This window comes from Streptomyces sp. NPDC048192, assembly GCF_043202415.1.
Classification (GTDB): domain Bacteria; phylum Actinomycetota; class Actinomycetes; order Streptomycetales; family Streptomycetaceae; genus Streptomyces.
In genome coordinates this window covers 267371-279783 of the sequence record NZ_JBIDAL010000002.1, presented here as the reverse complement: position 1 = coordinate 279783, position 12413 = coordinate 267371, and the positions used below count along the sequence as shown (strand labels likewise).

The 12413-nt window shown below is 74.3% G+C and carries 13 protein-coding genes; 7 read left to right on the top strand and 6 right to left on the bottom strand.

Annotation, left to right across the window (positions count from 1 at the left end; translation table 11 throughout):
- Positions 1-43 precede the first annotated feature (43 nt).
- On the bottom strand, positions 44-1222 hold the full coding sequence (locus ACGFZN_RS04120; RefSeq protein ID WP_393856908.1) for an MFS transporter: 1179 nt from the start codon (positions 1220-1222) through the stop codon (positions 44-46).
- Positions 1223-1358: 136 nt separating this feature from the next.
- On the bottom strand, positions 1359-2120 hold the full coding sequence (locus ACGFZN_RS04115) for an SDR family oxidoreductase (RefSeq protein ID WP_393856907.1): 762 nt from the start codon (positions 2118-2120) through the stop codon (positions 1359-1361).
- Positions 2121-2307: 187 nt separating this feature from the next.
- Here ACGFZN_RS04115 and ACGFZN_RS04110 point away from each other — a divergent pair, with 187 nt between their 5' ends.
- Entirely contained in the window at positions 2308-3180 is an 873-nt protein-coding gene (locus ACGFZN_RS04110; protein ID WP_393856906.1) for a helix-turn-helix transcriptional regulator, read from the top strand.
- A gap of 21 nt (positions 3181-3201) precedes the next feature.
- Here ACGFZN_RS04110 and ACGFZN_RS04105 read toward each other — a convergent pair whose 3' ends face one another.
- Positions 3202-3888 (bottom strand): SDR family oxidoreductase, encoded by a 687-nt coding sequence (locus ACGFZN_RS04105; protein ID WP_393856905.1) that lies wholly within the window; start codon positions 3886-3888, stop codon positions 3202-3204.
- Between the two features lie 99 nt (positions 3889-3987).
- A complete protein-coding gene (locus ACGFZN_RS04100) occupies positions 3988-4716 on the bottom strand; it encodes an SDR family NAD(P)-dependent oxidoreductase (RefSeq protein WP_393856904.1) in 729 nt (242 codons plus the stop codon).
- 192 nt (positions 4717-4908) lie between these two features.
- Between ACGFZN_RS04100 and ACGFZN_RS04095 the strand changes: the two genes are divergently transcribed.
- Both ACGFZN_RS04095 and ACGFZN_RS04090 read left to right on the top strand, forming a co-directional pair.
- The gene (locus ACGFZN_RS04095) at positions 4909-5958 is read left to right on the top strand and encodes an RNA polymerase subunit sigma-70 (RefSeq protein WP_393856903.1); all 1050 of its coding nucleotides are present in this window, start codon (positions 4909-4911) and stop codon (positions 5956-5958) included.
- A gap of 170 nt (positions 5959-6128) precedes the next feature.
- A complete protein-coding gene (locus ACGFZN_RS04090) occupies positions 6129-6524 on the top strand; it encodes a luciferase family protein (RefSeq protein ID WP_393856902.1) in 396 nt (131 codons plus the stop codon).
- Positions 6525-6560: 36 nt separating this feature from the next.
- Here ACGFZN_RS04090 and ACGFZN_RS04085 read toward each other — a convergent pair whose 3' ends face one another.
- The gene (locus ACGFZN_RS04085) at positions 6561-7340 is read right to left on the bottom strand and encodes a DeoR/GlpR family DNA-binding transcription regulator (protein ID WP_393856901.1); all 780 of its coding nucleotides are present in this window, start codon (positions 7338-7340) and stop codon (positions 6561-6563) included.
- 125 nt (positions 7341-7465) lie between these two features.
- On the opposite strand from ACGFZN_RS04085, the gene ACGFZN_RS04080 reads away from it, so the two are divergent.
- Both ACGFZN_RS04080 and ACGFZN_RS04075 read left to right on the top strand, forming a co-directional pair.
- A complete protein-coding gene (locus tag ACGFZN_RS04080) occupies positions 7466-8347 on the top strand; it encodes an SIS domain-containing protein (RefSeq protein WP_393856900.1) in 882 nt (293 codons plus the stop codon).
- A 31-nt stretch (positions 8348-8378) separates the two neighbouring features.
- Positions 8379-9236, top strand: a complete 858-nt coding sequence (locus ACGFZN_RS04075) for a ketose-bisphosphate aldolase (protein ID WP_393856899.1) — start codon at positions 8379-8381, stop codon at positions 9234-9236.
- Here the strand turns inward: ACGFZN_RS04075 and ACGFZN_RS04070 are convergent.
- Entirely contained in the window at positions 9233-10366 is a 1134-nt protein-coding gene (locus ACGFZN_RS04070) for a methyltransferase (RefSeq protein WP_393856898.1), read from the bottom strand. The two genes, ACGFZN_RS04075 and ACGFZN_RS04070, sit on opposite strands and share 4 nt — an antisense overlap.
- A 67-nt stretch (positions 10367-10433) precedes the next feature.
- On the opposite strand from ACGFZN_RS04070, the gene ACGFZN_RS04065 reads away from it, so the two are divergent.
- Together ACGFZN_RS04065 and ACGFZN_RS04060 are read left to right on the top strand one after the other, a co-directional pair.
- Positions 10434-11078, top strand: a complete 645-nt coding sequence (locus ACGFZN_RS04065; RefSeq protein ID WP_393856897.1) for an alpha-ketoglutarate-dependent dioxygenase AlkB family protein — start codon at positions 10434-10436, stop codon at positions 11076-11078.
- A 36-nt stretch (positions 11079-11114) separates the two neighbouring features.
- Complete coding sequence (locus ACGFZN_RS04060) at positions 11115-12353, top strand: ROK family protein (protein WP_393856896.1); 1239 nt, start codon at positions 11115-11117, stop codon at positions 12351-12353.
- Positions 12354-12413: the final 60 nt, after the last annotated feature.

The following is a 12413-nucleotide window of genomic DNA, read 5'->3' as shown; positions in this document are numbered from 1 at the left end:
GGCACTGGTTTTCGGCGCCGCGGAGCCGCTGCTCGGCAGGCGGTCAGACACCCGCCGTACGGCGGGTGCACACCCCGATGACCGCGGCGACGGCGGACAGGGCCGCCACGCTGGTCAGCGCGGCCGGCAGGGAGAACCAGTCGGCCATGAACCCGATCGCGGGCGGCCCGAGGAGCATGCCGCCGTAGCCCAGTGTCGAGGCGACCGCGACGCCGGAGGGGCCGGTCAGGGCGCCCGCCCGTTCCACCGCCACCGGGAACAGGTTGGCGAGGCCCAGTCCGGTGACCGCGAAGCCGATCAGCGCGGCCCAGAGGGACGGGGCGAGCGAGCCGAGCAGCATCCCCAGGGCGGCGACGGTGCCGCCGCCGATCACCGTGCGGGCGCGGCCGAGACGCTCCAGCAGGGTCGTGCCGGTCGCCCGGCCCAGGGTCATGGCCAGCGCGAAGCACGCGTACCCGGCCGCCGCCGCACCGGACGACGCCGCCAGGTCCTGCTGCAGGTGCAGGGCGCCCCAGTCGGCCATCGCGCCCTCGCCGTAGGCGGTGCACAGCGCGACCAGCCCGAAGACGACGACCAGCCCCCGGCCGCCGGTCCGCCGTGGCGCGACACCTTCCGTCTCCCCGCGCGCGGCGGGCGTACGGTCCCGGGGCGCGGGCGGCGCCTGCCGCAGCAGGACGCGCCCGGCGACGGCCGTGACGAGCAGCCCGATCACGGTGAGGCCGAGCAGGTGCCGCGTGGGGGAGAGCGCCCCCGCGACGAGACCGCCGAGACCGGCGCCGACCATGCCGCCGAGGCTGAACGCCGCGTGGAACGACGGCATGACCGGCCGCCGCAACGCGGCCACGAGGTCGACGGCGGCGCTGTTGAAGGCGACGTTGATGCCGCCGTAGGCGGCGCCGAAGAGCAGGAGTACGGCGCCGAGCGCGGGCGCGGAGTGGGTCAGCGGGGGCAGGCTGACGCTGAGGCAGAGCAGCACGGCGCACACCACGGTGACCGGATGACTGCCGTAGCGGCGGCAGAGCCGCCCGGTGAGGGTCATGGTGACGACGGCGCCCGCGGAGACACCGAGGAGGGCCATTCCCAGCGCGCCGGCGGAGGCATGGGTCTGCTGCTTGATGGCCGGAATGCGCACGACCCAGCCCGCGAAGACGAAGCCGTCGAGAGCGAAGAACGTGGTCAGCGCGATGCGGAGCCGGGTGAGATCACCGGTGCCACCCGGCACGACGCTGTGCGAACGGGATTTGTTTATTAGCGGCACAAAGTCAGGCTAGGTGGCGGGGCGGGGGCGCGGCAAGGGGAGCGCCGGGGAACCGGGGCGGGACGCGTGGCAGCACCACGTCTGCGCCCCGCCCGGGGTGTCAGCCCTCGCGGCCGGGGAGCATGGCCAGCGCCCGGGAGCGCTGTGCGACGAGGTCGTCGTAGGTGCCGTCGCGTTCGGCCCAGCGGTGCATCAGAACCCCCTTCACCAAGATCTCGTGCGGAGTGGGGTGCGCCGAGAGCAGGTGCATGACCTCGGTGGCGAAGTCGTCGAGCGGCAGTGCGTGCGGGTTCACCTGCTCCTGGCCCGCCGTGGCGACGGCCGGGGGCACGAGCTCGACGACGCCGACACCGGTGCCGTCGAGCTGCGCTCGCAGTGCCTCGGAGTAGGCGTGGACCGCGGCCTTCGAGGCGGCGTAGCTGGGCATCGGCGGGAACGGCAGGAAGGCGATGCCGGAGGTCACGGTGATGAAGGTGCCGGCGCCCCGCCGCACCAGGTGCGGGGTGAAGGCGTCGACGACCCGGATGGTGCCGGTCAGGTTGGTGTCGATCGTCGTCCGTGCCGCCTCGAAGTGCGCGGGGTCGCGCAGGTCCTCCAGGAGCATGACGCCCGCCATCGTCACCACGGTGTCGAGTTCGGGGTACCGGGCGAGCACGGCGTCACGGGCCGACGCGACGGAGGCGCCGTCCGTGACGTCGACACGGAACGTGCCGAAACCCTCCCCGGCGAGTTCCGAGAGCGCCTGCGGGCTGCGGCCGCCCACGGCCACGGTGCTGCCCGCCGCGGCGAACCGCCGGGCCAGCTCTCGCCCGATGCCCGAGGTCCCGCCGACGACGAGAACGGTGCGGTTGGACAGATCCACGGGATCTTCCCTTCGTCCAGGGCGCCGCCGGCGTACGGGCTCACGGCGCAGACAGCGGTGTTTCCTGCCTCTTGCACGGCAGTGCTCCGCAGTCTTGACGGAATCCGCCGGGTGGGGCAGGGCCCCCGTCTTCCCTGGTCCTGTCAGGGCCCCCGCTGGGACACCCGCACCGCATTACGGTGGCGTCATGAGGGATGAGCAATCCGGCAACCGGCTCGGCAGCTACCTGCGTGCCCGGCGTGAGCTGGTCACCCCGGCGCAGGCAGGACTCCCGCCCGGCGGCAACCGCCGCGTGCCCGGCCTGCGCCGAGAGGAAGTCGCCCTGCTCGCCGGCATCAGTCCCGACTACTACCTGCGCCTGGAGCGGGGCCGCGACAAGAACCCCTCACCTCAGGTCCTCGAATCGCTCGCGCGCGTCCTGCAGCTCGACGACGTCGAACGGACGTACCTGCTCGGCCTCGCGGCGGCACGCTCCAGGGCACCGCGCCGCAAGCAGCCCGAGCACGTGCCGGCACGGGTGCACCAGCTGCTCGCCCACCTTCAGATCCCCGCGTTCGTCGAAGGGCGCGCGTTCGACGTCCTGGCCTCCAACCCCCTGGCCGTCGCACTCTCCCCCCGCCTGCGGCCGGGCGAGAACCGGTTGCGTTCCCTACTCCTCGATCCCGAGGAACGAGCCTTCCACCAGGACTGGGCGAAAGCCACCGCCGATTTCGTCGCCGCGCTGCGGACCACCATCGGCGACGACACCGACAATCCCCGGTTCGTCGAGCTCGTCGGGGAACTCGCGCTGTCCAGCGAGCGGTTCCGCACCCTGTGGGCCCGCCAGGACGTCCGCAGCCTCGACGGAGGCACGACCACCGTCCACCACCCCGTCGTCGGCGACCTGCGTCTGCACCGGGACAAACTCCCCGTCGACGACGTCATCCTGGTCCTGTACTACCCCGACAAGGACAGCGACAGCGACGAGAAACTGCGGCTCCTCGCCTCACTCTCGTCGACCGCGTCCGCCGGCCCGGCACACGACAGGCCGGCGGACGATCCGGGCCCGAGAACGCCCTGACGACCACACGCGGCCCCCGCCTCACACCGGCTCGACCCCCTTGCCCGTGACCACCAGCGCCGTCTCCGTGCCGTGGTCCTCGTCGGAGACGATCCCGAGGATCGCCCGCGCGACGCCGGCCGCGTCCAGTGGCACCGGGAACCGCTCCTCGAGGCAGGCGTCCGCCGACTGGCCGGTCTCGGCGCCGTACGCGGCGGCCGCGGCCCGGCCGATCGCGGTTCCGTTCAGCAGCCGGCCCGGAACGAGGGCGACGAAACGGATGCCGAGACCGCGCGCGTCGGCGGCGCGCTGGAGATAGCCGGCCAGGAACATCTGCGTCCGCTTGGCGCCCGCGTAGCCGCCCGACAGCGGCGAGCCGCCGAGCGCGGCGCCGCTGGACAGGATCACCACGGTCGAGCCGGGCCGCAGGGGCCGTGCCAGGGCGGCGCGGCCCACCTCGAAGGCGATCCTGACGTCGACGTGCCACGGAGCCGAGAACGACTCCCAGCTCTGTTCCCCGATCGCCGCCATCCGGGGACGCGTCCCCGCGGCGACCACGACGAGATCCGGATCCGCCTCGGCGAGCAGCGCCGCCACCTGTGCGGGGTCCGTCGCGTCCCGCTCGCGCCCGGCGGCCAGGACCCGGGCTCCGGCGGCGGTGAGGGCGTCGACGGTGGCACGGCCGACACTGCCGGCGGCTCCGATGACAAGGGCACTGTGGACGGTCATGAGTTCCTCCTCGGAGAGTGGTGCATGGGTGTCGGGGGTGGTACGGGTGCACGGCTCGCGGCGGGGCGGGCGCCCCCGCGGCCGTACGACCGCTGCGGCTCACGATCCGGCGGGCCCTGCTGTCCGCAGCCCGGCCAGCTGCCGCTCCAGCGCCTTCACCGCGCCGCCGCGCCAGCCCTCGGCGAGGGACGCCGACAGCGGGTCGGGGAAGATGTCCTCCTCGTCCTTCTCCACCCCGTCGAAGAGGGCCCGTGCGACGGACCGGGCCGATGCCTTCGGGATGTCGAAGGCACGGATCATGTCCGTGTCCACGGGCCCGGTCAGCACGGCGTGCACCCGCACGCCCCGCTCCGCCAGCAGAGTGCGCAGCGACTGCGTCAGCGAGAACGCCGCCGCCTTCGACACCGAGTAGGCCGGCAGGACCGGGAGCGCGGCGAGGCCGTTCAGCGACAGGTTGTTGACGATGGCGCCCCGCGAGCGGAGCAGCAGCGGCAGGAAGGCGCGGATCACGTCGTAGGTGCCGAAGAGGTTGACGGCGAGGTGCCGTTCGAGCGCCGTACGGTCGTCCAGCTCGTCGGGTACGGCGATGCCGGCGTTGTTGACCAGGACGTCGAGTGCACCCACCTCCCCGGCGGCCCGGCGCAGCCCGTCCCCGTCCGTCACGTCCAGGTACAGCGGCGTGACCCGCCCGTCCGGGTGGGACAGCGGCCCACGGGTACCGGCGTACACCCGCTCCGCGCCCCTCGCCAGGGCCTCGTGCACCAGCTCCCGGCCGATGCCGCGGCTGCCCCCGGTGATCAGCACGGAACTGCCCTCGATGGTCGTCACGGTGTGATCTCCCTCGTCCATGGAGCGCGTGCACGCGACGGCCGACGCGCTCGGCGGAATTGCGGTCTCTTGTCGGGACACGGCCGCCCCGGGCAGGTCACCGATGACTTTCCGGCCCGGACGGTGTCCTCACCGGTGTGCTCTCCGGAAGGACAACCGGACGGATAGGCGGAAGAGGCGAGGGAAGACGCGATGACCCAGACGACCCTGGCGCGTGCCCGGGCCGGCGACCCGGAGGCGTTCCGGGAGCTCACCGAGCGGTACCGGCGCGAGCTGCAGGTGCACTGCTACCGGATCCTGGGGTCCGTGCAGGACGCGGAGGACCTGGTCCAGGAGACCCTGCTGGCCGCCTGGCGCGGGCTGGACGGGTACCAGGGCCGGGCCTCCGTGCGCGCCTGGCTGTACCGGATCGCGACCAACCGCTGCCTGAACGCGCTGCGCGACGCGGGACGCCGGCCGCAGCCGCGCGAACCGGGGCCGCCGCCGTCCGGCGTGCCCGAGCCCACCCGCCGCGGCGAGGCGGTCCGGTACGAGCCCTACCCGGACGCCCTGCTGGCGGACCTGCCCGACAGCGCGCCGGGACCGGAGGCCCGCTACGAGACGCGGGAGGCGCTGGCGCTGTCGTTCACCGCCGGGCTCCAGCGTCTGCCGCCACGGCAGCGCGCGGTGCTGGTGCTGCGCGACGTGCTCGGCTTCCGCGCCGCCGAGGTGGCCGAACTGCTCGACAGCAGCGGCGTGTCGGTCAACAGCGCGCTGCAACGCGCGCGTGCCGCGCTGGACGGCCGGATCCCCGGCCCGGACCGCGACCGTGCCCCCCTGCCGCGCTCGGCACGGGAACGCGCGCTCGCCGGGCGGTTCGTGGACGCCCTCGAACGGTCCGACGTCGACGGGCTGGTGGCGCTGCTGACCGACGACGCCCGGCTGACGATGCCGCCCGAGTCCCTGGAGTACGAAGGACGCACGGCGATCGCCCGGTTCTACGGCGCCCTGCCCTGGTGGGGTGGCCGGGCGCTGCGTCTGGTGCCCACGCGTGCCAACGGGCAGCCCGCGTTCGGCAGTTATCTGCGCGAGCCGGGCGAGGCGGTCGCGCACGCCTACGGACTGGTGGTTCTCACTCTGCGAGACGACGGGATCCGCGCCATCACCCGCTTCGGCGACAACGCGCTGCTGCCGCTCTTCGGACTGCCCCGGATGCTCCATGACGGGCAAGCGGCGGACCGGTGGCCGACCGGCGCGGCCTGACCTGCGCGGACTCGGGCCCGCTCACGACGGCGGCGGCGTCAACGCGGCCTCACGAGGGGCTGGTCGGGGGCGCCGTGCGGCCGTCCGCGCGGGTTCCGCCGTCGGATACAGGTCGGTTAATGCTTGCTCACGAGCTGGTTGCCGGGGGATGAGCGGTCCATGATGGCCCCATGACGTTGGCCTCGCGCGCGCTCGCGCAACTGGCGACCTGGCCCGACCTGAGCCAGGCGGTCCCGAGCTGCGGCCTGGGACAGGCGGTGAGTTCGGCCCGGGGCGAGATCGCCCACTTCCACTCGGACCGGGATGTCGACCTCCGGCTGACCGACCGGGCGATCCGCCGGTTCGCCAAGGACCTCCGGGACGCCGGGGCGATCAGGATCGTGCCCGGCTCCCAGTGGGTGACCCTGCGGCTCGACGCGTCCAGCGACGTCGATCTGCTGCTGACCCTGGTGAGCGTGGCGCTCCAGGCCCAGCAGAGCGCGGCCGACGCGCCCGGCCGGCCGCCGGTGGGCTGCAACGACCAGCGCGGCGCCGGGTTCGTGAAGGCCGACCTCGGCGGCATCTGAGCCGGGCACCGCGACACGCCGCCGGGCGTGAGCGGGTCACACGGTGACGACCCGGACACCCGCCTCCTCGAAGCGGCGCACCGTCTCCGGCTCCGCCGCCGTGTCCGTCACCAGCGTGTCCACCAGCTCCGTGTCACAGATCCGGGCGAACGCGCGCCGGCCCAGCTTGCTGGAGTCCGCCGCGACCACCACCCGCTCGGCGCGCCGGCACAGCAGCCGGTTGATCGCTGCCTCCGCCTCGTCATGGGCCGCCGCGCCGTGCGTCACGTCCAAGGCGACGACGCCGAGCACCGCCACGTCGAGCGTGATCTGCCCGAGCACCCCGTCCGCGAGCGGACCGATGAGCTCGTACGACTGAGGGCGCGCCACCCCGCCCGTCACCACGATCTTGAACTGGGGCCGTACGGCCAGCTCGTTGGCGATGTTGAGCGCGTTCGTGACGACGGTCAGCGCGGGCGATCCGGTGGCCAGATCGCCGCGTACGGCCAGGGCGCGGGCCACCTCCGTGGTGGTCGTGCCGCCGGTCAGCCCCACCGCCTCGCCGGGCGTGACGAGTTCGGCGACGGCCTTGGCGATGCGCTGCTTCTCCGAGGCGCGGCGGGCCGTCTTGTAGCGCAACGGGAGTTCGTACGACACCCCGTGCACCACCGCTCCGCCCCGGGTGCGCACCAGCATCTGCTGCTCGGCGAGCTGGTCGAAGTCCCGGCGGATCGTCGCCGCCGACACCTCCAGCTCGGCCGCCGCCTCCTCGACCTCCAGCCGGCCGCGCTCGACGAGCAGTTCCAGCAGCGCCTTCCAGCGGGCGTCCCGGGACATCCGCAGCCTCCGTTCCGATGTGCTCCCGGTGACCCTAGCGCACCCCACTCCGCGCGCGATTGCTTGATTGTGCTCGAAAGCTCGCTATATCTTGCAGGAACAATCAGCTAGGGGAGGGTGTGGCCATGAGCCATGTCGAGAACGAGCTGAACAGCCAGCCCGAGTGCTGGATACGGGCGGCCGAGCAGACCGGGCGGTACCGGGACGCACTGCCGAAGCCAGGGGAGCGGGTCGCGATCGTGGGCTGCGGCACGTCGTACTTCATGGCACAGGCGGCAGCGGCGCTGCGCGAGTGCGCGGGCGGGGGCGAGACCGACGCGTTCGCCGCCTCCGAGTTCCCGTACGGGCGGCCGTACGACCGGGTCGTGGCCCTCACCCGCTCCGGCACCACGACCGAAGTGCTCGGCCTGCTGGCGGAGTTGCGGGGCAGGACGCGGACCACGGCCGTCACCGGCGACCCGGACACCCCGGTGGCCTCGGCCGCCGACGACCTCGTCGTGCTGGACTTCGCCGACGAACGCTCCGTCGTGCAGACCCGGTTCGCCACCACCGCCCTCACCCTCCTGCGCGCCCACCTCGGCCTGCACACGGACTCCGTCGTCGCCGACGCCCGTAGGGCCCTCACCACACCTCTTCCCGAAGGGCTGGCCGACTGCACCCAGTTCACCTTCCTCGGACGCGGCTGGAGCGTCGGGCTCGCGAACGAGGCCGGGCTGAAGATGCGGGAGGCCTCGCTGTCCTGGACCGAGGCGTACCCGGCGATGGAGTACCGGCACGGCCCCATCAGCATCACCACCGCGGGCACCGCCACCTGGATGCTCGGCGAGGCGCCCGAAGGACTCGCCCGGCAGGTCCGCGCCACCGGCGCACTGTGGATCGACGGCACGCTCGACCCGCTGGCCGAACTCGTCCGCGTGCAGCGGCTCGCGGTCGCCGTCGCCGCCGCCCGCGGCCTGGACCCCGACCGGCCGCGCCACCTCACCCGCTCGGTGATCCTCGCCCCCTGACACCAGGCCCCGACCCGGAAGGACACCCGCCGTGCCCCTCGCGTCCACCGGCGACCTGGTCACCGCGGCCGCCGCCCGCGGATCCGCCGTCGCCGCGTTCAACGTCATCACCCTGGAGCACATCGAGGCCGTCGTCGCCGGCGCCGAGCCGGCCGGCACGCCCGTCGTGCTGCAGGTCAGCGAGAACGCCGTCAAGTTCCGCTACGGGCGGCTGCTGCCGCTGGCCCGGGCCGCCGTCGCCGCCGCCGAACGCGCCGCCGTACCCGTCGCCCTGCACCTCGACCACGTGCAGAGCGAGCACCTGCTGCGCCAGGCGCCCGACGCCGGGTTCAGCTCGGTGATGTACGACGCGGCCCGGCTGCCGTACGCCGACAACCTCTTCGCCACCCGGGCCGCCGTCGACTGGGCGCATGCCCAAGGGATGTGGATCGAGGCCGAGTTGGGCCAGATCGGCGGCAAGGACGGCCGGCCCCCGCTGGACGCGCACGCGCCGGGCGCCCGCACCGACCCGGACCAGGCCCGCGACTTCGTGGCCGGCACCGGCGTCGACGCGCTCGCCGTCGCCGTCGGCAGCACGCACGCGATGACCACCCGCACCGCCGCCCTCGACCACGCCCTGATCAAACGGCTGTCCGCCGCGCTGCCCGTCCCGCTCGTCCTGCACGGCTCCTCCGGTGTCCCGGACGACGGACTGACCGCCGCGGTCGCCGGCGGCATCGCCAAGGTCAACGTCGGGACCGCGCTCAACGCGGCCATGACCGGCGCGATCCGGGACTTCCTCGCGGCCCACCCGGAGGCCGTCGACTCCCGCACGTACCTCGGTGTGGGCCGGGAGGCGATGGCCCGCGAGGTGCGCCGGATCATCGGCGTCCTGTCCCGGGCGGCCTAGCCCTTCCTGACCGCTCTCAGCACCACGAACTTCGGGTCGGAGGCCACCACTTCACTGTTCCCGAACAACCGCCTCAGCTTCACGTGGTAGCCGAGGTGCCGGTTCCCGATCACCCACAGCTCACCCCCCGGCCGCAGCGAGCGCCGCGCCCCGGTGAACATCCGCCACGCCGTCGCGTCGGTCGTGGCCTGGTGGGAGTGGAACGGCGGATTGTTCAGCACCAGGTCCACGCTGCCCGGCGCCACCCCGGCCAGTCCGTCGCCGACCCGGAACTCGGCGTGCCCCGGCACCCCGTTGGCCTTGTACGTCGCCTCCGCCGAGGCCACCGCCTGGAACGACTCGTCCACGAACAGCACCTCGGCGGACGGGTCGGCGAGGGCCACAGCCGTACCGACGACGCCGTTGCCGCAGCCCAGGTCCACCACGCGGCCCGCGCCCGGCGCGGGCAGGTGCTGCAGGAAGAAACGGGTGCCGATGTCCAGGCGGTCGGCGCAGAAGACGCCCGCGTGGTTGACGACCGTGCGGCCCGAGATCACGCCGACACCCTCCGGGAGGGTGTAGCGGTGCGGCCACGGGTTCGCGGGCCGCTCCAGCGCCGGATCGGGAGTGCAGAAGATCAGCCGGGCCTTCTGCCGCGCCAGCGAGGTCCGCGTCGGGCCGAGGACGCGCTCGAACAGCCGGAGGGTGGAGGTGTGGATCTCCTTCACCATCCCGGTGCCCACGACGACCGTGCCCGCGTGCACGGCCGGCGCCAGCCGCAGCAGCTGGTCCTCCAGCAGGGCCAGGCTCTTCGGCACCCGCACCAGCAGCACGTCCACCCGCTCCGGCGGCGGGTCCTGCGTGGTCAGCAGCGGGACGGCGCCGGGCTCCACCCCGGCCCGCGCCAGATTCGCCCGGGTCGCCTCCTGGGTCAGGAACGAGTCGGTGATCTGCGCCGGCCGGTGCTCCGCGAGCGCCGTGGCCAGCGCGCCCCAGCGGTCCCCGACCACCACGACGGTGCCGGTGAGCGGCACTTCCTCCTCGGCCAGATGCCGCAGCAGGTACGCGTCGGCGGCGTCCCAGGCGCGCAGCCGGTCGCGCGGGTCCTCGGGGAAGCGGGCCAGCTCGACCTCGCCCCACGGTGTCGTCATACGGTCGCTCATCGTGCCCCCAGGCTAGCGGAGCAGCAGCTCAGGGATGGTGGGGCAGGATGGGGGCATGGAGGACGAGCTGTTCGCCCGGGAGCGTGCCGAGGTCGCGCCGGGCGCCGTGCACGTCCCGGACTGGCTGGACGCCGGCGCGCAGCGCGACCTGCTCGCCGCCTGCCGCCGGTGGGCGCGGCCGCCGGCCGGACTGCGCACGGTCCGCACCCCGGGCGGCGGCACGATGAGCGCGCGGCAGGTCTGCCTGGGCTGGCACTGGTACCCGTACGCCTACGCCCGCACGGCCGTCGACGGCGACAACGCACCCGTGAAGCCCTTCCCCGGCTGGCTCGGCGAGCTGGGCCGCCGCGCCGCCGTCGCCGCGCTGGGCCCGCAGCCGCCGTACGCGTACGACATCGCACTGATCAACTTCTACGGCGGCGACGCCCGCATGGGCATGCACCGCGACGGCGACGAGAAGGCGGACGCCCCGGTGGTGTCGCTGAGCCTGGGCGACACCTGTGTCTTCCGGTTCGGGAACACCGCGACGCGCTCCAGGCCGTACCGGGACGTCGAGCTGCGCAGCGGCGACCTGTTCGTGTTCGGCGGGCCGTCCCGCCTGGCCTACCACGGGGTCCCGCGGGTGTACGCCGGCACCGCCCCGGACGGGCTGGGCCTGTCCGGGCGTCTGAACATCACGCTACGGGTCAGCGGCCGGTAGCGGGCCGCACCTGCGGATCATGGGAGACTCCCCCTCATGAGCGGCAACGCGGATCCCCGGACAGCGGGGGAGAGGACCACCTCGAGAGCGCGACTGGACCGGGGGCGCGGCGCCCTCGGACCCGCGCTGGAGCTGGTGCACACCGGGCGGGCGCCGACCCGCGCCGTGCTCACCGCGGAACTCGGCGTCACCCGGGCCACCGCGGGGGCCGTGGCCGCCGAGCTGGAGGCGCTCGGCCTGATCCGGGTGGACGCCCGGCCGGGTGCCGCGGCCGGCTCCCAGGGCCGCCCCTCGCACCGGCTCCAGGTCGCCGAGGACGGCCCGGTGGCGCTCGCCGCCCAGGTCCACGCCGACGGCTTCCGGGCCGCGCTGGTCGGTCTCGGCGGGCGGATCGTGGCGACCGCGCCCGGCTGCGAGACGGTCGAGGCCGACCCGGCGAAGGTGCTCGGCTCGGTCGTCGAGGCGGGCGCCGAGCTGCTGCGCACGACCGGCCGCCGCTGCGTCGGCGCCGGCCTCGCCGTGCCGTCCGCCGTGGCCGAGCCCGACGGCCTCGCCCTCAACCCGCTGCACCTGGCCTGGCCCGTCGGCGCCCCGGTCCGGCGGATCTTCGCCGAGCGGGTGCGCGAGGCCGGCATCACCGGCCCGGCGTTCGCCGGCAACGACGTCAACCTCGCCGCGCTCGCCGAACACCGGCACGGCGCGGGCCGGGGCGCCCGGGACCTGCTGTGCGTGGCCACCGGGCACCGGGGGGTCGGCGGTGCGCTGGTGCTGGACGGCCGTCTGCACACCGGCAGTTCAGGGCTCGCCCTGGAGGTCGGCCACCTCACCGTCAACCCCGAGGGCCGGCCCTGCCACTGCGGCAGCCGCGGCTGCCTGGACGTCGAGGCCGACCCGCTGGCCCTGCTGGTGGAGGCCGGCCGCGAGCCGGGCCCCGAGGTCTCCCTGCTCCAGCAGGCCAACGACCTGCTGCGCACCCAGTACGACGACCCGGCCGTCCGCCGGGCCACCGAGGCGCTGATCGACCGGCTGGGTCTCGGCCTGGCCGGACTGGTCAACATCCTCAACCCCGACCGCATCATCCTCGGCGGCCTGCACCGCACCCTGCTGGACGCCGACCCGGAACGGCTGCGCGCCGTCGTCGCCGACCGCAGCCTGTGGGGGCAGAGCGGCGGAGTGCCGATCCTGCCCTGCACGCTCGACCACAACAGCCTCGTCGGAGCGGCGGAACTGGCCTGGCAGCCGGTCCTCGACGACCCGCTGACGGCACTGACCTGACGGCTCCTCCCAGGGCAGGTCAGTGGTCGTACAGCGCTCGCAGCGCCGCCAGGCCCGGCC